At 35.8% G+C, this 21,253-nt stretch carries 25 protein-coding genes; 16 read left to right on the top strand and 9 right to left on the bottom strand.

Features of this window, described 5'->3' with window-relative positions; translation table 11 throughout:
• Positions 1-193 precede the first annotated feature (193 nt).
• From LL966_RS06140 to kaiC, 6 genes are all read right to left on the bottom strand, one after another.
• Positions 194-529: a winged helix-turn-helix transcriptional regulator gene (locus tag LL966_RS06140; protein WP_229351268.1), complete on the bottom strand. Its 336-nt coding sequence runs from the start codon at positions 527-529 to the stop codon at positions 194-196.
• Positions 530-638: 109 nt separating this feature from the next.
• A complete protein-coding gene (locus tag LL966_RS06135; RefSeq protein ID WP_229351266.1) occupies positions 639-1,043 on the bottom strand; it encodes a response regulator in 405 nt (134 codons plus the stop codon).
• 1 nt (position 1,044) lies between these two features.
• Positions 1,045-2,310: a sensor histidine kinase gene (locus tag LL966_RS06130; RefSeq protein WP_229351264.1), complete on the bottom strand. Its 1,266-nt coding sequence runs from the start codon at positions 2,308-2,310 to the stop codon at positions 1,045-1,047.
• Positions 2,303-2,602, bottom strand: a complete 300-nt coding sequence (locus LL966_RS06125; protein ID WP_229351262.1) for a circadian clock KaiB family protein — start codon at positions 2,600-2,602, stop codon at positions 2,303-2,305. Before LL966_RS06125 ends, LL966_RS06130 begins: the two co-directional genes overlap by 8 nt.
• Positions 2,603-2,604: 2 nt before the next feature.
• Positions 2,605-2,898 carry a circadian clock KaiB family protein gene (locus tag LL966_RS06120; RefSeq protein ID WP_229351260.1) on the bottom strand — a complete coding sequence of 98 codons (294 nt, stop codon included), beginning with the start codon at positions 2,896-2,898 and terminating at the stop codon, positions 2,605-2,607.
• Positions 2,899-2,903: 5 nt separating this feature from the next.
• Entirely contained in the window at positions 2,904-4,577 is a 1,674-nt protein-coding gene (kaiC, locus tag LL966_RS06115) for a circadian clock protein KaiC (protein WP_229351258.1), read from the bottom strand.
• A gap of 327 nt (positions 4,578-4,904) precedes the next feature.
• Between kaiC and LL966_RS06110 the strand changes: the two genes are divergently transcribed.
• The 9 genes from LL966_RS06110 (at position 4,905) to LL966_RS06075 (ending at position 11,079) form a co-directional block, all read left to right on the top strand.
• Positions 4,905-5,648 (top strand): SDR family NAD(P)-dependent oxidoreductase, encoded by a 744-nt coding sequence (locus LL966_RS06110; RefSeq protein WP_229351256.1) that lies wholly within the window; start codon positions 4,905-4,907, stop codon positions 5,646-5,648.
• A gap of 184 nt (positions 5,649-5,832) precedes the next feature.
• Positions 5,833-6,405, top strand: coding sequence for a Crp/Fnr family transcriptional regulator (locus tag LL966_RS06105; protein ID WP_229351254.1), 573 nt, complete (start codon positions 5,833-5,835; stop codon positions 6,403-6,405).
• Between the two features lie 273 nt (positions 6,406-6,678).
• Entirely contained in the window at positions 6,679-7,221 is a 543-nt protein-coding gene (locus tag LL966_RS06100) for a YceI family protein (RefSeq protein WP_229351252.1), read from the top strand.
• 4 nt (positions 7,222-7,225) lie between these two features.
• Positions 7,226-7,444, top strand: coding sequence for a tautomerase family protein (locus tag LL966_RS06095; RefSeq protein ID WP_229351250.1), 219 nt, complete (start codon positions 7,226-7,228; stop codon positions 7,442-7,444).
• 18 nt (positions 7,445-7,462) lie between these two features.
• On the top strand, positions 7,463-8,182 hold the full coding sequence (locus tag LL966_RS06090; RefSeq protein WP_229352908.1) for an SDR family NAD(P)-dependent oxidoreductase: 720 nt from the start codon (positions 7,463-7,465) through the stop codon (positions 8,180-8,182).
• Positions 8,183-8,255: 73 nt separating this feature from the next.
• Positions 8,256-8,633 carry a nuclear transport factor 2 family protein gene (locus LL966_RS06085; RefSeq protein WP_229351248.1) on the top strand — a complete coding sequence of 126 codons (378 nt, stop codon included), beginning with the start codon at positions 8,256-8,258 and terminating at the stop codon, positions 8,631-8,633.
• A gap of 12 nt (positions 8,634-8,645) precedes the next feature.
• The gene (locus LL966_RS06080) at positions 8,646-9,731 is read left to right on the top strand and encodes an NAD(P)H-dependent flavin oxidoreductase (RefSeq protein ID WP_229351246.1); all 1,086 of its coding nucleotides are present in this window, start codon (positions 8,646-8,648) and stop codon (positions 9,729-9,731) included.
• Positions 9,732-9,836: 105 nt separating this feature from the next.
• Positions 9,837-9,965 carry a hypothetical protein gene (locus LL966_RS22745; RefSeq protein WP_262909453.1) on the top strand — a complete coding sequence of 43 codons (129 nt, stop codon included), beginning with the start codon at positions 9,837-9,839 and terminating at the stop codon, positions 9,963-9,965.
• Positions 9,966-10,110: 145 nt separating this feature from the next.
• On the top strand, positions 10,111-11,079 hold the full coding sequence (locus tag LL966_RS06075; protein ID WP_229351244.1) for a hydrogen peroxide-inducible genes activator: 969 nt from the start codon (positions 10,111-10,113) through the stop codon (positions 11,077-11,079).
• 79 nt (positions 11,080-11,158) lie between these two features.
• On the opposite strand, the gene LL966_RS06070 is transcribed toward LL966_RS06075, so the two are convergent.
• The gene (locus LL966_RS06070; protein WP_229351242.1) at positions 11,159-11,923 is read right to left on the bottom strand and encodes an alpha/beta hydrolase; all 765 of its coding nucleotides are present in this window, start codon (positions 11,921-11,923) and stop codon (positions 11,159-11,161) included.
• A gap of 216 nt (positions 11,924-12,139) precedes the next feature.
• Entirely contained in the window at positions 12,140-12,556 is a 417-nt protein-coding gene (locus LL966_RS06065) for an OsmC family protein (RefSeq protein ID WP_229351240.1), read from the bottom strand.
• Positions 12,557-12,831: 275 nt separating this feature from the next.
• On the opposite strand from LL966_RS06065, the gene LL966_RS06060 reads away from it, so the two are divergent.
• Together LL966_RS06060 and LL966_RS06055 are read left to right on the top strand one after the other, a co-directional pair.
• Positions 12,832-13,461, top strand: coding sequence for a type I restriction-modification system subunit M N-terminal domain-containing protein (locus tag LL966_RS06060; RefSeq protein WP_229351238.1), 630 nt, complete (start codon positions 12,832-12,834; stop codon positions 13,459-13,461).
• A gap of 41 nt (positions 13,462-13,502) precedes the next feature.
• Positions 13,503-14,054, top strand: a complete 552-nt coding sequence (locus LL966_RS06055) for a hypothetical protein (RefSeq protein ID WP_229351236.1) — start codon at positions 13,503-13,505, stop codon at positions 14,052-14,054.
• A gap of 88 nt (positions 14,055-14,142) precedes the next feature.
• On the opposite strand, the gene LL966_RS06050 is transcribed toward LL966_RS06055, so the two are convergent.
• Positions 14,143-14,376, bottom strand: coding sequence for a hypothetical protein (locus tag LL966_RS06050; protein WP_229352907.1), 234 nt, complete (start codon positions 14,374-14,376; stop codon positions 14,143-14,145).
• 433 nt (positions 14,377-14,809) lie between these two features.
• Here LL966_RS06050 and LL966_RS06045 point away from each other — a divergent pair, with 433 nt between their 5' ends.
• The 5 genes from LL966_RS06045 to LL966_RS06025 all read left to right on the top strand — a co-directional run bounded on the left by LL966_RS06045 (position 14,810) and on the right by LL966_RS06025 (position 21,007).
• Complete coding sequence (locus LL966_RS06045; RefSeq protein WP_229351234.1) at positions 14,810-17,311, top strand: LGFP repeat-containing protein; 2,502 nt, start codon at positions 14,810-14,812, stop codon at positions 17,309-17,311.
• 584 nt (positions 17,312-17,895) lie between these two features.
• Positions 17,896-18,261 (top strand): cupin domain-containing protein, encoded by a 366-nt coding sequence (locus LL966_RS06040; protein WP_229351233.1) that lies wholly within the window; start codon positions 17,896-17,898, stop codon positions 18,259-18,261.
• Between the two features lie 380 nt (positions 18,262-18,641).
• A complete protein-coding gene (locus tag LL966_RS06035) occupies positions 18,642-19,658 on the top strand; it encodes an alpha/beta fold hydrolase (RefSeq protein WP_229351231.1) in 1,017 nt (338 codons plus the stop codon).
• A 106-nt stretch (positions 19,659-19,764) separates the two neighbouring features.
• Complete coding sequence (locus LL966_RS06030) at positions 19,765-20,175, top strand: organic hydroperoxide resistance protein (protein WP_229351229.1); 411 nt, start codon at positions 19,765-19,767, stop codon at positions 20,173-20,175.
• 88 nt (positions 20,176-20,263) lie between these two features.
• Positions 20,264-21,007 carry a DUF1223 domain-containing protein gene (locus LL966_RS06025; RefSeq protein ID WP_229351227.1) on the top strand — a complete coding sequence of 248 codons (744 nt, stop codon included), beginning with the start codon at positions 20,264-20,266 and terminating at the stop codon, positions 21,005-21,007.
• Positions 21,008-21,253: the final 246 nt, after the last annotated feature.

Here is a 21,253-nt window from a genome sequence, read left to right as displayed (position 1 = left end):
CAACAGAATCGACTTTTATCTTTTCTGTAAGATAGGACTTTTATGGCTAAAAAACATAAGAAAACACATTTTTAAGCACTTTTTAAGTTTCCAGAAGTATGCTTTTATGATTCTTTATTTAAATTTTATATTTCTTTCGCAGATCAAGCAGATTTTTTTAATTAATAAAATCTGCAAATCTGCGGGCGAATATTTAAAAGTTTCTAATGATTTCTTCTCTATGCGATTTTCCCCATTTAATCATTTCTTCAATAACTGGCGCAAAAGATTTACAGTAAGGCGTAGATTCATATTTTACCTGAATTTCGGCATCGCGATCTTCGGTTCTTTTAATCAGCATGTTCAATTCCATTTCTTTGAGTTCTCTCGAAAGCATACGCGTTGTGATTCCTGGAATACTGCGTTCTATTTCTCTAAAACGATTATTCCCGTTACAAATTGAGTTGATAATCGGCAGTCGCCATTTACCGCCCAAAACATGCAAAGTGTCTTGAAGCGCTTGTACTTCTTCTTTCTGATTTCTTTCCATAACAAAATACCATTAGTTTAGAATGTTAAATGGTTACAAAGTTATACCATAAATTCTAAAATAATGATAAAAAGTAAAAGCGATTGTTTTTAATGTTTTAAAGTGAATTTTACGATGCAATAATACTCAAAATAGTCTTCGGAATTTCAGCGAAAGCTTCAAAAGAATAAGGCTTAATTAAGTAGGCTTTAACGCCAAGATCATCGCATTTTTCTTTATAAGAAGGATTGATGCTGGTTGAATAAACAAAACACGGAATATCTTTTAATTCTTTAGTTTTCAGAATCTCCTGCAAAGCTTCAATGCCGTCGACAAGTGGCATATTAATATCAGTAAGAATAACGTCAGGATTTTGTTTGGAAGTATCTTTAAGGTAATTTAATAATTCCTCACCATTCGCCACAAGACTAACTTTGCTAAAACTTGGATTGTTGTTAAAGGTTTCTGTAATAACATCCGCATCATCAAGATCGTCTTCTGCAATTACGATATGTAAATTATATTTTTCTGGCATTTTATAAAATCGGGAAGAAAAGGTTAAATGTTGTGCCTTCGTTTAATATACTTTGTACGGTAATGTTTCCAGAATGGTTTTCCATAATCTTTTTACAGATAGCCAAACCAATACCGTTTCCTGAATATTCGTTTCGGGCGTGCAGTCGCTGAAAAATGACGAAAATTTTAAGCAAATGGGTTTCTTCCATTCCGATGCCATTATCTTTGATCTGTACTTTGACAAATTTAGTATTTTGATTTGGTATTTCAGTATTTAAATTCTCTTCTTGAAAAATTTCTATTATTGGAGGGATATTTGTTTTACTATACTTAATCGCGTTCGAAATAAGATTAGAAAAAAGCTGTCTCATCTGAACTCTTGAAGCTTTGATAACAGGCAATTTTCCTGTTTTGATAATCGCCTTCTTATCTGAAATTACAATTTCAAAATCTTCTATAACCTCAGAAATTACAGTTTGTAAATCTATTTCTGTTCGTTCTTCCTGAGCGGTATGAGACGAATATTGCACTAAATCGTCTACAAGAGAATTTAATCGAAGTGCAGATAACTTCATTACACTTACAGCTCTAGCATCTGATTCCTTAAAATAACTATCGTCAATTCTGCTAGTATTCATTACAATTTTTCGCAATGGTTCTTTCAAATCGTGCGATATCACATGAATAAACTCCTCGAGATTGCGATTTGTTTTATTCAGTTCATGTATTTTTTCTTCTAATTCTGTCTGATGTCGCAGTAAAGCTTCTTCGTGTTTTTTCTTTTCTGTTAAATCGGTAATTACGATTCCGATTGCTTCTACAGCAGGTTCAAGATCTGTTAAAGCAATATAAGCGGGGAAAATCTTTTTTTCATTCTCCGATTTAAAAAGAATCTCGTGAGTGGTAATGCCGTAACGCAAAGCCTCAATTATAGAGACAAACTGTGAGGGACTAATAAAATATTCACTAAGATAATTCCCAATTATTTTTTCTGATGGAATTCCAACTAATTTAGAAAAGTACTCATTACAGTACAAAATAAGTCCTTTTCGGGAAATGCTAAGTGCGCCTTGACCAAATTTTTCGATAAGAAGACGATAAGTATAATCGGCTGTTTCCAAAGAATAAATCTCAGGAACCCCATTGCTACTCACTACAAGTGCATCTACATCTCCTTGTTTTATCGCATTAACAATGCTATTTGATTCATAAAGTTCTTCCTTTAATGATTCAATTTCTGCTAATAATGCGGCTATATTTTTTTTATCTTCCTTCAAATTATTCACTTAAATTAAGTATGTATAATACTTTTTCTTTATCTGATAAATCGCCTAAAATGATTCTTTTAGGTTCTGGGTGTGTTTTTATCAAAGTAGGAATGGCTACAATTTGATGAATCACCGCCTGTTCTTTATCACGGCTAATATCAACAATTTCTAATTCATAATTGTTAGTGAGGTATGTGTCGCAGATTTTGCGTATATTTTCGATTGCATGTCCTGATTTAACAGACATACCTGAAACAAAAAGCTTAAACTTATGTTTGGTTGTACTAGTGCCATCAGATGAATCTTCCATGTTTAAGAGTTTATGGGTTTGATGTTAAGTCCAACAAGCACTCTTTCTTCATTAGAAAGGTCACCAATAATTTTACGAATAGGTTCGGGAAATTTACGCACCAAAGTCGGTACTGCCAAAATCTGATCGCCTTCTGCCAATTGTGGACTCTTCAGCAAATCGATAATTTCGATGCTGTATTTTCCTTTTAAATGTTCCTCGGCGTACTTCTTTATATTCTCAAGTGCCTTGATCGATTTTGGCGTTTGCCCTGCTATATAAAGCAATAATTGCCATTCGGCTACTTCTTTTTTCATTTGATTTATTTTTTCTTAGAAGACAGTTTTTCCTGCAATTCTTCTGTTGCTTTAAGGATACTTAACTCTTCTTCTGCCGATTCAAATTCGTTTCTCAACGCTTCGATATTCGCTTCAAGAACTTTGCGTTTGCGCTCAATTTCCCTGTCTTTTCGACTGATTTCGTTTTGAAGTTTAATATCAGACATGGTCTTTTTGAATTGATAAGATTGTCTTGCAGCTCCCGTTAAAATTCCCTGCGGACCTAATTCTACATCTAGCAATTCAATTCCTTTACTTGTAATTACAAATTCTCTTACTTGGTTAGAATGACCCATTCCACGCGCTTTGATAATGAAAATGCCACGGTTTCTTTCGCCAACGCCTTCCATATCACGAACGGTAATCCAAGTATCCACTAATGAAGAAACTGATTCCTCTGCCAAATCCGGTCTAAAACTGTCCGTTTGTTTGTTTAATGACGTAAACATGGCTGTAATATTATTGGCTTTCAGCATATCAATCAATCGAACAAGCATTGAACGCACTTCGTGTTCGCTTCCCACCGAAATAAGATTACTAATAGGATCTATAATAATTGTCGTCGGCTCAAACTCTTTAATTAATTTTCTAAGGGTAAGCAAATGCAGTTCCAAACCATTTAAAGATGGGCGTGAAGAATGAATTTGCAAAATACCTTTTTTGATGTGTTTTTCCAGATCGATTCCGATCGATTTCATGTTACGGACCAATTGATGCGGCGATTCCTCAAAAGCAAAATAAATTGTTTTTTCGTTCTTTTCGCATTGTTCATTGGCAAAATAGCAGGCAACTGTAGTTTTGGCCGTTCCAGCAGTTCCAGAAACCAAAATGTTACTGCCACGATAAAATCCGCCGCCATGAAACATTTCATTTAATCCAGGTACACCTGTAGAAATGATATCTGAGGAAACTTCGTTATCTAGTTTTAGAGATGTAATTGGAAGTACTGAAATTCCGTCTTCATCAATTAAAAACGGGTATTCGTTTGTTCCATGTGTTGACCCTCTGTATTTTACAATGCGAAGTCTTCTAGTCGAAACCTGTTCAATTACACGATGATCAAGGACAATTACACAGTCGGAAACGTATTCTTCCAGACCTTGACGGGTCAATGTCGCTTCACCGCGTTCTCCTGTAATAACAGCCGTTACGCCTTTTGTTTTTAACCAATGAAATAATCTTCGCAATTCGGCTCTTAATATGGCTTGATTGTCCAAACCTGCAAAAAGAGATTCGATTGTATCGAGTACAACACGAGTTGCTTTTATAGAATCGATGGCATGTCCTAAACGAATAAACAAACCGTCAAGATCGTATTCGCCTGCTTCTTCAATTTCCGATCTTTCAACGCGAACATGGTCTACTACGAGTTTTTTATCTTTTTTAAGTTGTTCAAGGTCAAAGCCTAATGATTTGACATTCAGGGTAAGATCATCCGAAGGTTCTTCAAAAGACATGAAAACTCCAGGTTCGTCATATTCTGTTATTCCTTTAATAAGGAACTGCATGGACAATAATGTTTTGCCGCACCCGGCACCACCGCAGATTAAAGTTGGACGTCCCTTCGGAAATCCCCCATCCGTAATCTCGTCTAGTCCGTCGACTCCAGTAGGAGTTTTTGGAAATATAAAACTATGTGATTTTGTTTTTTCTTGCACGATAATAAATTTCTGTATTAACTCAAATATACGTTTTCTTCGAAGATTTTCAACGGATTCTTATTAAGTTTTAACAGCTGTTTAATGAAGTTTTAAAAATAAATTAAGAGAAATGATTTAAAAATATGAATAAATTGAAGAATTTTAACCAAAATTGCTAAGAAGAATCACTCAATATTTAACATAAAAATGCTATTTTCTAATAGAATAAATTTTTTAATGCTGTTTTAATGTTAAAATGTACTTCTGGTATACTCTGTTATACTGGTTACAAAGTTATACCATTTTGATTTTACCTTTGTCTCATTAATTATAAAAATTTAAAAAATGGACAATTTAAAGAATAAAGTGGCAGTAATAACAGGAGGAAATAGTGGAATTGGATATGCCACAGCCAAACAATTAAAAGAACAAGGCGCAAATGTTATTATTACAGGGAGAAGAAAAGAAGCGATAGAACAAGCAGCTTTAGAATTAGGAGTTACGTCAATCGCAGCAGATCAATCGAATGTTTCGGACATTGAAAAATTAGCCAATCAAGTAAAAGCAGATTTTGGTTCGATTGACATTTTGTTTGTTAATGCAGGAATCGCAGGTTTGGGAACAATTGAACAAACTTCAGAGGAATTATTTGATAGTATAATGAATGTTAATTTAAAAGGTGCTTATTTTACTTTAAGCAAATTTATTCCAATTTTGAAAGAAGGTGCTTCAGTTGTATTTCTTTCTTCAAATACGGCAAGTATGCCAGGTCCAGGATCATCAGTTTATTCTTCTAGCAAGACGGCCTTAAATTCGGTTATGAAATCGGCGGCTGTAGAATTAGCTCCACGAAAAATCAGAGTCAATTCGGTTAGTCCAGGTCCAACCGAAACCGAAGTCATGAAAAAAGTAGGTTTAGACGAATCAACCGTAAAAGGTATTATGGATGTTGTAGTCGACAAAATTCCATTAAAACAAATGGGAAAACCAGAAGATGTTGCCAAAATGGTTTCCTATTTAAGCAGTGAAGCCGCAGTCTTTATTACTGGCGCCGATTTTATTATGGATGGGGGAATGGTTTTAGCTTAATTTTTTAGTGACAAAGTGACAAAGTGACAAAGAGACAAAGAAACAAGGAGACAAAGAAACAAAGGTTCAAAGGGACAGAGGTTCATAGGTTTTGTTTGATGAAATAAATAATTCTTACTACAAATACTAGTAAAAAACCTTTGTATCTTTGAGCCTTTGTTCCTTTGAACCTTTTTCAGAAAAAATGAACTCCAAAGAAATTCTTCAAAACCACATTTCCAAAACTATTTCGTTGACAGACGAAGAGTTTGAGTATTTCTTTTCTCATTTTAAGGTTCAATCTTTTAAGAAAGGACAAACTGTAATTAGCGCAGGTGATAAAGTCAATTGCGAATATTTTGTTATTTCAGGTTGTTTAAAGGCTTTCTTTATTAATGATGAAATCAAAATGTACATTCTACAGTTTGCCATGCCAACGTGGTGGACTTCTGATTATGATGCCTTATATAATAAAACAATTGCTACTATAAATGTAGATTGCATTACCGATGTTGAAGTGCTTTGTCTTTCTAATGAAGATCGTGAAAAGCTTTGTAAAGAATTTCATCAAATCGAACATTTTTTTCGCTGGCGCACCAATAAGGGATATATCGCGTCGCAAAAAAGACTCTTGTCTTTTATGAATAACAACACCAAAAAACGCTACGAAGAACTTTTAGCGCTTTATCCGCAATTGTATAATTTAGTTCCAAAACATTTAATTGCAGCCTATTTAGGAGTGTCCAGAGAAACTTTAAGCCGACTTTATAATTCGTAGTTTTTTATTGCCACAGATTTCGCAGATTATAAAGATTTATTTTGGTAGATTTTGCTAATTATTTATTGATTTATCTACATAAAACATAGGCTGTGGTTTCAACCACAGGAATCTATAGAATAAAAAAACCTTTGCGTTCCAGCGGTTGAAAAAAACTTAGCACCTTAGAATCTTAGCTCCTCAGCACCTCAAAAAAAAAGAATGTGACCTACATCACGTAACCCATTTTAATAACCGCCGTTCCTTTGTATTGTACTTTTAAATACAATAAAAATGGAAACAATACAATTTGAAATCGAAAGCGCAAAAAGCCAAATCGATTGGACCGGAAGAAAAGTAACCGGCGCTCATAATGGTACAATTGGTATCAAAGAAGGTAATTTCATCCTTAATGATGGAAAAATTATCGGAGGAAATATTGTCATCAATACTGCTTCAATAAAAATATTGGACGTAACAGATGCAGCAACGAATCAACAATTCGCAGGACATTTAGCATCAGACGATTTTTTCTCTATTGAAAAATTTCCAACCGCTTCGTTTACAATTAGCAATACCAGACAACTTACCGCTAATACGTATTATCTAGAAGGTAATTTAACCATAAAAGACATTACGCATCTTACAGGTTTTGAAGTGACTGTTGAAGAAAATACCGAAAATGCTTTATCGCTAAAAGGTAAATTGGTAATCGATCGTACGAAATACGATATTAAATTCCGTTCAGGAAATTTCTTTAAAGATTTAGGCGATACCTTAATCTACAATGATTTTGACTTAGATTTTACTATTACAGCTCAAACTTCTAAAAACTAAAGCCATGCCTTACGTAAAAATCGAATTGACCCGCGAAGGTGTTACTCGCGAGCAAAAACAGGAATTAATAAGTGGCATAACCAATTTAATTACAGATGTTTTAAACAAAGATCCGCATTTAACCCACGTGGTGATTCAAGAAATCGATCTTGACGATTGGGGCTACGCAGGAGAACAAGTATCTGTATTAAGAGAAAAAGGCATTACAGCCGATAAAAAATAAAATCATGAAAAACAAACTATAATCGTTACTGGAGCAGCTTCTGGTATCGGAAAAGGAATCGCTAAATACTTTTTAGATCGTGGCGATAATGTGGTAATCAATTCGTTTACGAATACAGCATTGCAAAATGCATTCAACGAATTTGGAGCAGGAGACAACCTTGCAATGTTTGCAGGAGATGTAAGCAATAAAAAAACAGGAGAAGAATTGGTGAAAATCGCTCTTGAAAAATTTGGTTCTGTAGACGTATTAATCAACAATGCAGGAATTTTTGAAAGCAAACCCTTTTTAGAAGTGGATGAAGCTTATTTAGATAAATTTTTATCTACCAATTTAAAAGGAACGTATTTTACAACACAATCCGTTATTCCGCAAATGTTGAAACAAAAGGGCGGAGTAGTCATAAACATCGGAACACCTTTGGTCAATCACGGTTTGGGCGGATGGCCAGCTACTGCGCCAATTGCCAGTAAGGGAGCGATTCATGCGCTGACAATTCAGTTAGCGGCCGAATTCGGAAAACAAAATATTAGAGTCAATACCGTTGCGCCTGGAGTGATTCGTACGCCAATGCACGGTGAAAAAGCCGATTTGAGTGCTGGACTGCATTTGTTAAACAGAGTAGGAGAAATCGATGATGTTTCTGAAATGGTGTATACCGTTGCCAAAAGTAATTTTATTACGGGCGCTATTATAAATGTTGACGGCGGTAAAGGTTCGGGACATAATTTAAACTAAATTGAAAACTATAGTATTAACCGCTTTTATGCTCTGTTTTTGGCAGGGCATAAAAGCACAACCAAATACAAAAATGGAAAATCAAGCAGCAATAGCAGCGATTACAGATGCAATTGAAAACTATTATTTTAAAGGAATTTACGAAGGCGATGAAATACTGTTGGGTAAAATTTTTCATCCGGGAACATTGCTTTTTGGAGATGTAAAAGGAGAACCGTATTTTAAAACAATAGATCTTTATCTCGATGGCGTTAAAAACAGACAAAGTCCCAAGTTTTCTGGGAAACCTTTTAGAGGAGAAATTATCAATATTAAAGTCATAAATTCTATTGCAGTGGCAGAAGTCAATGTAAAAATGTATGATTTTAATTATCGTGATCTTTTATCTTTCCATAAATTTGATGGAAAATGGATTATTGTCAATAAAATGCTGACGGATCTTAGTAAATAAAAACGAAATGCGATGTGGAATAATACAAAAGTAACCGAATTATTAGGAATCGATTATCCAATACTGCAAGGGCCATTTGGAGGAAATCTTTCTTCTGTCGAACTTACAGCAGCTGTTTCAAACGCGGGCGGATTGGGCGGATACGGCGCTTACACCATGAGTCCGCAAGAAATATTCGATGTCGATAAACAGATTAAAGCCGCAACCAACAAACCTTACAATATCAATTTGTGGGTTTCTGATCACGATGTTCCGCAAGGTGGACTTACAGATGAGCATTTTCAAAGGGCGAAAACAATCTTTAAGCCTTATTTTGATGAAGCAGGAATTCCGTTGCCAGAAAAACCAGCACCATTTCAATCAAGATTTGAAAACCAATTAGAAGTTATATTAGACATTCGTCCGAAAGTATTCAGTTTTATGTTCGGAAAAATCTCCGAAGAGGTGATGGAACAATGTCGCAAACTAGGAATTTCCACAGTTGGTGCAGCGACGACTTTAGATGAAGCTATTTTTCTGGAAAATTCTGGCGTCGATATGATTATTGCATCTGGTTTTGAAGCAGGAGGGCATCGTCCTTCATTTTTGGATAATGCAGAATCTTCTTTGACAGGAACTTTTGTTTTGCTACAGCTTATTCGCGAAAAAGTAAAAGTTCCGATAATTGCTGCAGGCGGAATCGCAACGGGAAAAGGCATCGCGGCCGCACTCACATTAGGAGCAGATGCCGCACAAATTGGAACCGCATTTTTAGCCACAGATGAGTCTAATGCATTGCCTGTTCACAGAGAAATGTTGTTTTCGGATGCTGCAAAATACACGACTTTATCGCGTGCGTACACAGGAAGATTAGGCCGTGGATTAACAAGCAGAATTGCAAAAGATTTAATTACAAAAGAAGCTGCTATTTTGCCGTTTCCTTTGCAAACTACTTTTATGTCGCCATTGCGAAAAGCAGCTTTAGACCAGCAAAAATGGGATATGATTTTATTTTGGGGCGGACAAATAGCACCTATTTTAAAACATAGAAAAGCCACAACTTTAATGCATTCTTTAATTGAAGAAACTACTGCGTACTTTGATAATTTAAAAAGTTAATTTGCAATCTTTCAAGTCATAAAAACAAAAGCGATCTTTTAAGATCGCTTTCTTATTTTGGTTAGTTTATTTTAAAAACGTTATTTTAAGAATGATAAACGCAATATGCTCCAAAAACTACTTCCATTTGAATTTACAGCATTCTTTCAATCCGTTTTATTAATGTACGATAAATTGGATGTTATGGATTTCATTTTCTATGAAAAAGATGATAATTATTTTAATTCTAAATAAGATACTAAGATTCTAAGATTATCTGTGTCTTAGTATTTTAGTTTTTCAGAAACTCACTATCTCACTATTTCAAAATTTCAGCATCTTAGAAGCTAAGAACCTTAGAATCTTAGAATCTTAGTATCTTAGCATCTAAAAAAAAAACATGACCATTCAGCAATTAAAATATATTGTCGCTTTAGACGAAGAACGCCACTTTGCAAGAGCTGCCGAAGTTTGTATGGTAACACAGCCCGGACTCACAATTCAGCTAAAAAATCTCGAAGAAGAAATCGGAATCAAGATTTTTGATCGAAACAAAGTTCCGCTGACACCAACTGTTTTAGGAATTGAAATTATCAACAAAGCGAAAAAAATTCTTCGTGAAGTAGATGAAATTCGTGATTTTGTGGTGAATGAAAAAAATCTGCTAGAAGGGGAGTTGAAGCTTGGTATTATTTCGACTTTATCGCCGTATTTGATTCCACTATTTATTCAAGCCATGAAAGAAGTAGCACCCAAAGTACATTTTATTATAAAAGAAGGTTACACGGGACACTTAATGAGGGATTTAGAAACGGGTGCAATTGATGTGGCGATTATGGCAACGCCGACCGGAAATTCCAATTTAATAGAACATGTTGTTTTTAAAGAACCTTTTGTAGCCTATTTGAACCAGACGCATCCAATGGCGAATGAGGAATTTTATGAGATGCAGCCCGGAGATAAAACCGAATTATTATTACTTCATCATGAATATTGCTACAACGCACAATTGCTTGACATTTGCGGATTAAAAACCTCAGATAAAATAAAAGAACAATTTACGTACGATATTAATTCCATAGAAACCTTAAAAAATCTCGTTCGCGCCCATTTGGGATTTGCGATTATTCCTAAACTTTCTACGTTGAATGAGTCAGGCGGACTTTTTAAACCTTTTAAAGAACCCGTTCCCGTAAGAGAAATAAGCCTCGTAGTTTCCGATTCGTTTTCAAAGAAATTATTACTAGAAAAAATGAACGAAGCCATTTGGAACTGTCTTCCCGAATCGCTTAAAAAAGATTTCTCGTATAAAAAGATCCGCTGGAACGATTCGCCTTATTTTATAAAAGCAGTTAGTAAATATTCATAAAATTCCAAAATATAAATTCCAAATTCCAACTGTCAGTAACGTTTGGAATTTGGAATTTTAAAATTTGGAATTTAAAGTATTATTTCTGTGATGCTTCAATAATCACATTCGCAACTTTCTGAGGTTGAGAAATAAACACCACGTGACTACCTTTTATCTCTGTGATTTTTGTGTTAGAACGTTTGTACATAGCGTGTTGAATACTTGGCACAATACTTTTATCTTCAGTTGCAACGATTCCGTAAGAAGGTTTAGTTCTCCAAGCCGCTTTTGTAATTGGAGTTCCAAAACCTTGCGCATGGAAAGCACCTTGAGAAGCATACATAAAATCGGCTTGTTCTTTGCTTAAATCTCCTGCAAAACCAGCGTGGAATTTAGCTTTGTCATAATATGCAATACCTTTATCATCTGGAGGCAATACACCATTTTCTGGAGCAGGAGGCGCAGTTTGCAGCCATTGAATAGAATTTTCACCGTTATCAGGCTGTAAAGCCGCTACATAAACCAAAGCCGCTACTTTAGGGTGATTTCCAGCTTCCGTAATTACAGTTCCGCCCCAAGAATGTCCAACCAAAATTGTTGGTCCGTCTTGTTTGTCTAAAGCCAAATTGGTTGCTTTTACATCATCTTCCAAAGAACTCAACGGATTTTGAACGATGGTTACATTATAACCTTTTTTAGTCAAAATCTGGTATAAACCCTGCCATCCAGAACCGTCTGCGAAAGCGCCGTGAACTAATACAACGTTTTTAATTTTAGGAGTTGTTTGTGCGTTTACGTTTGTAAAGGCTAAACTAAAGATTATTACTGCGAATGCTAAAAAGCTTTTAAATATTGTTTTCATGATTTTAAAAATTTTAGATTGTTGATTTTAGATTTTAGATTGTTGTTGAAATCTCAATCTTGTCATTTCGACCGAAGGGAGAAATCACACGCGGGATTCCGCAATAAGAGTCACCAATCTTTGTAGATTCTCTAGTGTTATTGCTTCGCCAGTTCGCTATCGTTCGTGTCTTCGTTCCTCAGAATGACAAGATTATGATTGAATTTGTTTATAGAATTAATTTAAGGTTACTTGTAAAGTAATTTCAGTATTCAGCAATTTAGAAATAGGACAAATTTCTTTTGCTTTTTGAGCTGTCTGTTGAAAAACTTCTTCAGAAATTCCAGGTACTTTTCCAGTCAATTCTAACTGAATTAAAGTAATGGTTCCGTCTTCAAAAGTTACTTTAGCAGTAGTGTCTAAATCTTCTGGTACAAATCCAGCTTCAGATAATAAAAAGCTTAATTGCATGGTAAAACAGCCAGAATGTGCCGCTGCGATTAATTCTTCAGGATTGGTTCCGACACCTTGCTCAAAACGAGTTTTAAAAGACAATTGTGCATTATCTAAAGTTGTGCTTTGTGTACTAATTGTACCTTTTCCTTCCATTCCTGTACCTTTCCAGTTTGCGTTTGCTCTTCTTGTAAATTTCATGATTGCTAATTTTTTAAAGTTATTTTTTAAGATGATCAAATCATTTCTTTGATTTTGATGAAGCAAAGGTATGGTGAAGGTAATTATTAATCAAATTAATAATTTTTTGTTATTATAAAAATAATTTATAATTGTTGGATTTATTACTAAACTAGAAGGAATGTTCAATTTATATTTTATTCACTTTTACGGATTACCCCACTCTTATTAATTAAATAATCGATATTTTAGCCAATCAAAAAAAAACAGAATAAATACAAGTTTTACAATATTTCATGACCCAACAACAAATAAAAAATTTAGAAAAAGAACTCTGGGATGCTGCAGATGAATTAAGAGGAAATTCTAAATTGACCGCTGCTGAATACAAAGACCCTTTACTTGGTTTAGTATTATTACGTTTTGCACAAAATCGCTATGAAGATGCAAAGGTAAGTATTGCAAATTCTTTACCTATAAACCCACGCACAGGAAAACAACGCGAAGCAACAAAAGATGATTTTGCGGGAGCAGGAGCGATTCTTTTACCTGAAAAAGCTAAATATGAATATCTAGCATCTCTTCCTGAAAGTGAAGACATAGCCGAAGCCATCAACAATGCAATGAAATTGATTGAGGCCGAATATCAAGATTTAGCTGGTATTCTGCCAAAAAGTTATCAAGAGTTTGATGATAAATTATTACGTGATTTAGTCCGCGTTTTTAATAAAGATGCTGTTCGACATGCGAAAGGTGATGTATTTGGACGTATCTACGAGTTTTTCTTAATGAAATTCTCTATGCAAGGTGCCGGTGCGCAAGAAGGTGGTGAATTCTTTACACCTCCGTCGCTGGTAAACCTTATTGTTAATTTTATTCAGCCTAATCATGGTATTATCCTGAAAATGAAGTTTATGTTGATTTAAGTTTATTAAATTTTGAAAAGCTAAAAGAAGCTTTTGCAAAGATGCCAAATAAAAATACATTTGTTTACGATTTGCAAAATGCAATAGATCAAAAATTGCAACAGATGCTTAAAGAAAATCCTTTAAGATTGGAATTTTATGAACGTTATAAAGAAATCGTTGATGAGTATAACAAAGGAAAGTCTTTAGAAGATACATTGACTGCATTTAATAATTTGAACAACTTTTACAACGATTTAACTTTTGAAGAGAAAAGAGTAGTCAGAGAGCAATTAGCGGATCAGGAAACACTTGCAATTTTCGATTTGCTTCGCGAAGGAAAAGAGTTATATGGAGATGATCTTAAACAAGTTAAAAAAGTAGCAAGTGAAACTCTAGACAAACTAAAAGCTGAAAAATTGAAAATTGATCACTGGCGAGAAAAAAGAGAGGTAACTGCACAAGTAAAAAGTGAAATATATAATCAATTACTTTGGCTTCCTCAAGAAGTTTATACAGATGAAGAAGTTAGTCTTAAAACAGTTACTATTTATCAGCATATTTATTCAAACTATTACGGAGCTGGAAAAAGTGTTTACATTAGAAGTGCCTAAAAATTAGCTTTAAATACAAAAAAACAAAACCCTCAATCTCCAAAAAAGACCAAGGGTTCTAATTTTTTTCAAAAAAGAACAAACCTTATTACTCCAAATCCAGATAAGGATCTAAAATTTCGGCTAGTTCATTGAGCCAATAGAAGCTGTCTCCAAGTTTGGCAGCGTTCAACTGAATGTTTTCTTGATCGTTTAGAACGCCCAATGCGAGGGTTAGATTTACCTGTCTTATGGCTCTCGCCATATCGAGTGGGTCAATTCTGTCGTTGAAGAAATTCATTAGCCTTGTTTCAGCTTCTTTTGAAAGGGTTTTGTGAGGAATGAGATTATTATTATTATTATTATTATTATTATTATTATTATTATTATTATTATTATTATTATTATGTTTTCGTAATTATACTTGTGTCAAAGCTTTTTTTGATTGGAATTTTCCTCTTGAAAACGATTGCCCTAGCCCTGATAGTAGCGGCATCCTTTTGCTTTCTACTTTAGCAAGGAAAAGATACAGCGGATAGCAGGAAACAGCTCCTAAATAATATCAATTTCAATTTCAATTTCAATGCTTCACTTTGCCATACTTATTTAGGAACAGATTAAAATTTTGGTTCGATAAGAAATGATCATTTAGGGACTTATTTGGTTTCAAATTACAATGTGAAACAAAGTAAGCGGCTGATTTGTAGTTTTATTTATGCGGTGCATTTAATTTTATAGATACAATTTTATGAGACGATTGGAAAAATAAATTTTCTATGAATAATCTAACTTTTAAATTTATGAGAAATGCTTTTCTACTAATTGGAGTTTGTTTGAGTTCAATTTTGTTCTCCTGCAAGAAAGATAAAGATACAGCGCCATCAAGTCCAGAAACGGTAAAGTCTGATGCTGCCGACACAACATTAATTGCAGATCGCGGCTGGCCTCGTGAAGCTGAAAGTAACGGTACAAAACTGGTGTATTATCAGCCTCAGGTGGATGACTGGAAAGATTATAAAGAAATTACTGCCCGAGTGGCTTTTTCGCTGACTCCAAAAGACGGAAAACAGGTTTTGGGTGTGGCTTCTTTAAAAGCGGAAACGTTGGTAGACAAAGACAATCGAAGCGCTTTTATTAAAAATATTCAGGTTACGGATGTTCGGTTTCCGGCTTTGGACGAAAAGAAAGTTCCCGAAATGGAAAAACTGTTTAAAGCAACGCTGCCTCAGAGCGGAGATCCTATTTCGGTAGATCGTATTTTGGCCGATTTAGGTCAGACCAAAAGTCCGCCAAAAGGAATTGTGGCCAAAAACGATCCTCCTGCGATTTTTTACAGCACGAATCCAGCCATTTTGCTTATTGTGCAAGGCGAACCGGTTTTGGTGCCTATTGAAAAATTGGATATTCAATATGTGGTGAATACCAATTGGGATTTGTTTTTGGATAAAACAACCAAAGATTATTATTTATTAGCAGAGAATATCTGGCTGACTTCGAAAAGTATCGAGGGAAAATGGACCAAAACGACCAAACTGCCTTCGGGTTTAAGTAATCTGCCTTCGGGACAAAATTTTGATGATGTCAAAAAAATGATTCCGCCTCCGTCTTCTGGAAACGCTCCAGAGGTTTTCTACAGCAATAAACCAGCTGAATTGATTGCGGTAAACGGAAATCCGAAGTTTGTTAAAATTGAAGGAACTAAATTGTTATACATTGACAATACCGAAAATGATGTTTTTGCCAATGAAGCCGATGGTCAGTATTATGTGTTATTATCGGGAAGATGGTTTAAATCTAAAGGTTTGACTGGACCGTGGGCGTATGCTGGAAATAATCTTCCTGCTGATTTTGCTAAAATTCCGAAAGATTCACCGCGTGCCAATGTATTGTCATCTGTGCCAGGAACACAGGAAGCCAACGATGCGGTAATGTTGTCGCAGGTTCCGACAACGGCTATTTTAAAGAAATCGGAGGCTGAAGCCAAAGTAAAAGTAAACTATGACGGAACGCCTCAGTTTAAACCTATTGAAGGTACGAAAATGCAGTATGCAAGCAATACGCAGGAGAAGATTGTAAAAGTGGGCGATTTGTATTATTTGTGTTTTCAAGCCGTTTGGTTTATGTCGACAAGTCCGAACGGACCTTGGAAAACATGCGATTCTGTTCCGAAAGAAATTTATACGATTCCGCCAAGTTCTCCAGTATACAATGTAACGTATGTAACGCAGACTACAACCGACACGACGGTTGAAAGCAGTACAACAGCTGGTTATTTTGGTGCGTTTATAATTGGCGCAACGGTAGGCGCTATATTGACGTATGGTACTGGATGGTATTATCCGCCTTATATGTATTACGGCGGTTTGTATCCAATTTATCGTCCGTGGCCTTATGCGTACGGAGGTGGAGCAGTTTACAATCCGTGGACGGGAGGTTACGCGGTTGGAAGACGCGTTTACGGACCTTATGGCGCTGCAGGAACTTCGGCTTGGTATAATCCGGCAACGGGAAGATACGGGCGTTCTGCAAGTGTGCAAGGCTGGTATGGCGGACGTACAGCTGCAAGCACATACAATCCGTGGACTGGAAATTATGCCAGAACGAACCAAGGACATAATGCGTATGCGCAATGGGGACATTCGGCAGCGACAAACGGAAATCAATGGGCGCAGACAGGTCATATCACAACCCGACGCGGAACGGCAATTGGTTATGAAACTTCGGGTGGCAATAAAGGAGTGATTACACACAGAAGAGGCGGTGGCACAACGATTCATACGAACAATAATGTTTACGCTGGCCACGATGGACATATTTATAAAAAAGATGCTAACGGAAACTGGAGTCATTACAACAACGGAAACGGCGGCTGGACGCAAGCGGGAACTTTAGGTTCTTCAAAAAAATCAGGTGACGCGATGCAGCGCAACAAACCGAATCAGGGTCTTGGTGCAAATGGAGCAGGAGAGCGAATTCAGCGCGATAACTTGCCAAAAGCCAGTCAAAATCTTGGAGGTGAAACCCGAATAGGTGAAGGATTGCAACGTGATAATTTCCCTAAAGCAGATCAAACGCTCGGTCAGCCAAATAAACCGCTTGGCGAAGCGGGTCGTCCTGATATTACACGTGATCTCGATCGCTCGGCGCTTTCTAGAGATCGCGGAGAAACGCAAACTCGAAATTTTCAAAATATCCAAAGAAGCGGAGGCGGTCTTAATGGCGGCGGTTTCGGCGGTGGAGGTTTTAGAGGCGGCGGGGGCTTTAGAGGAAGAAGGTAAAAGAATAAAGAATAAAGAATAAAGAATAAAGAATAAAAGTTAGTTATAATTCAAAGAATCAGGGATGGTAGAAATACTGTGCCTGATTTTTTTGTCTAAAGTTATTTAACCGCAATCCCGATAGCTATCGGGAGCTAAGGTTTTTTTTTATATCAATGCTGTAGATTTTAAGTTCGCAAAGTTCTTATTGGCTATAAAGCTTTGCGCTTAAATTTTTTTCTCACGCAGATTTAGCAGATTTAAAGGATTTTTTCATGTTTAAAATTATAATCTGCTCAATCTGCAAGATCTGCGAGAGAGAAATCTTTTTAATCTTAATAATCAGTGGCTAAAAAAACTTGCGAACCTTGCGTAAGCCTTTGCGTGCCTTGCGGTTAAATTCAAATTTGACATTCTCACAAACCCACAACTCATAGCCTGTCCATTTCACCTTGAAGTTTGTCCGTTTCAACTATTTTCTGATTTCGTAAGAAGGGTTATCGAAATACTTTTGACGAAGAAATTAACGGAAAACAAATTATTTAAATCAGAAGTTATGGAAGCTAAAAAACAAAAAAACATGGGTTGTAATCGCGATTATCGTTTTGGGAATCATCGCCTTTTTGATTCCGAATCAAATTGCGGCGCAAACGGGTGTTAAAAGAACCGATTTACAAAAACACGACCTAAGTACGCCAGGACATGAAATGGTGCAAGCTCGAATCGATTTTGATGCACATTCGGCATTTGGGAATCATTTTCATCCGGGAGAAGAAGTGATTTATGTTCTGGAAGGTTCTTTAGAATATCAGATAGAAGGAGAGAAGCCTGTGACGCTAAAAGCGGGTGAAGTACTTTTTATTCCCGCGGGCGTTGTGCATTCGGCTAAAAATAATACCAATGCGAAAGCGGCCGAACTGGCGACTTATATTGTAGAAAAAGGAAAACCAATCTTGACGATGAAGAAGTAGTTTTTTGTTTCAGATTGGAGCGCGTTTTTTTTAACGCAAAGAGCGCTAAGAATTTTTTGCTTTGAGATTTTATAAAATGCGAAAAGTTCGCAAAGCTTTGTGTTAATCGGATACTTTTTTAATCTCGCAAAGTCGCGGAGTCGCAAAGTCGCAAAGTCTAAAGGCAAAGCTTTGTGAACTCACCGACAACCAAAATTCATCTCAAAAAAACTTAGCGCACTTTGCGAAAATCCTTTGTGCTCTTTGTGTTAAAAAAAACTCCTGTCCATTTCAACCTTTACTTTGTCCACTTCACCTTTTTTCTCCTTTAAAAGCGAGCATTCTCAAAATACCTTTGACAAAGAAATTAACTGATAATCAACTAATCAAAAAATAAAATTATGAAAACGCTATTAAAAATTACAAACAGCATTTTAATGAAATCAATCTTAATTGCAGTTCTTTTTATGAATGCAACGTTAACTAATGCACAAGCTCCAAAACAGAAAATAGAAGTAAATGGTTCATTGGGAACTTTTAAACAAATTAATGCAGGTTTATTAAACGTCGGTTATACTGAAGCAGGACCTTCAACAGGAACTCCAGTTATTCTACTTCACGGTTGGCCTTACGACATTCACAGTTACAACGAAGTCGTTCCGATTTTGGTAGCGAAAGGATATCACGTTTTTAAGCCTTATTTAAGAGGTTTCGGAACTACGACCTTTCTTTCAAAAGATACATTCAGAAATGGTCAGCAATCAGCTTTAGCGAGTGATATTATCGCTTTTATGGATGCGCTGAAAATCGACAAAGCTGTAATTGGCGGTTTCGATTGGGGAGCGAGAACGGCGGTTGTAGTTTCGGCTCTTTGGCCAGAACGCGTAAAAGGTTTGGTATCGGTAAGCGGTTATTTGGTGGTGAATTTAGAAGCCAATTTAAAACCGCTTCCGCCAACAGCTGAGTTGGGCTGGTGGTATCAATACTATTTCGCAACCGAAAGAGGAAAACAAGGTTACACGCAAAACACTTACGATTTCAATAAGCTAATATGGAAAATCGCTTCTCCACTGTGGAATTTCGACAAAGCAACTTACGATCAAACGGCGCAGTCTTTTGATAATCCAGATCACGTGGCGATTGTGATTCACAATTACAGATGGAGACAATCTTTAGAAAAAGGCGAAGCAAAATATAACAGTTTAGAAAAACGTCTTGCTTCAAAACCTGAGATTAAAGTTCCAACAATCACAATTGGAAGCGATTTTGACGGCGCTTTCGCGGATGGAAAAGCCTATGCCAACAAATTTACAGGAAAATACGAACACAGAATCTTAAAAGGAATAGGACACAACTTGCCACAAGAAGATCCAAAATCATTTGCGCAAGCAATTATCGATGCAGATAATCTGAAATAAATTCCAAATTTTTTAAAATTCCAAATTCCAAAATTCAATTTCAATATCAAAAATCAATTTCAATCTTAAATAATCTAAAATCAACAATCTAAAATCTAGAATTATCATGGACACAAAAGTTTTATACACAGGAAAAACACACACAACAGGTGGTAGAGAAGGCGCTTCTCAAAGTTCAGATGAACATTTGAATATCAAATTAAGTTCGCCGGGATCTTCACGTCCGGGAACAAATCCAGAGCAGTTGTTTGCTGCAGGATGGTCGGCTTGTTTTATTGGCGCTTTGGGAATTGCGGCTTCTAAATTGGGAGTTAGACTTCCGGCAGAAACCGCTGTAGACGCTGAGGTCGATTTATGTGTAACGGAAGGCGAATATTCTTTGCAAGCAAGATTAAATATCAGTCTTCCTGGAATTGATACAGAAACGGCAAAATCTCTGGCAGCGCAAGCACATCAAACGTGTCCGTATTCTAAAGCGACGAGAGGAAATATAAACGTGGAGATTAATATTCTTTAAACCTAGTTGATTGTTGTTGGTTGATAGTTGTTAGATTTTAAACAAATGCAATCCATCAACCAGCAACTATTAACCCAAAACAAAAAACATGAAATTATTAATCGCTTTTTCGATGCTGTTTTTCTTAACTGGAAACAGCATTTTTAGCCAAACCAATCAAAAAGGTTTTGCACTTTTAGAATTGTATACTTCAGAAGGCTGTTCGAGTTGTCCGCCCGCAGATGAATTGCTTGGGAAAATTCAAAATGAATATCGAGATCAAAATGTTTATGTTTTGGCCTATCATGTGGATTATTGGGACAAACAAGGCTGGAAAGATATTTTTAGCAATGCGAGTTTTACACAAAGACAATACGATTATGCCCGATTTATGGGAAAAGACCCCATTTACACGCCTCAAGTAATCATTAACGGAAAAACAGATTATATCGGTTCTCAGGAAACCAGTTTGCGAAATGGCATTAAATCGGCGCTTTCAAATCCTGCAACAGTTAATTTGTCTTTAGAAGCCAAACAGCAAAATAATACGCTCGTTCTGAATTATGCTATTAATGGAAATTTAAAAAATAGCCGTTTACTAGTTGCAATCGTTCAGAAATCGGCAAAAAGCAATGTGAAAAGAGGGGAGAATGCACATCGTGTTTTATCTCACTTTCAAATTGTACAGCGTTTGCAAACAATCGATTTGAAAAGTGGAAAAGGAAATGCAATTATTGCTTTACCAAAGAATTTTAATGCACAAGATTTTGAAATAATCGGCTTTGTTCAAAATGTCAATAACGGAATTATTTTAGGTGCAGAAAAAGCAAATTTGCAATCCCTTTCGATATGAAAATGAACTAAAATCAATTTCAAAACATCGCAAAAAAGTCTCTTAATCGAGGCTCTTTTGTGTTTGCTATTTGTACCATTTTGATTACTGAAAAAGATGAGATTTTTATTGAAAATCAGCTTCTAAAAGTGCTTTTTTAAATAGTGACGAAATGTCAGTATGCTGTTTTTTATGTTTGTTATATGTTTAAAAATCAGTTTTTTTTAAATAATTATATAAAGTAATTAATTACGTTTAAAATGGTTA

The organism is Flavobacterium chungbukense, assembly GCF_020805785.1.
GTDB classification, from domain to species: Bacteria; Bacteroidota; Bacteroidia; order Flavobacteriales; family Flavobacteriaceae; genus Flavobacterium; species Flavobacterium chungbukense.
Note: the sequence above shows the minus strand (reverse complement) of the source record. Positions and strands in the feature narration are given on the sequence as shown.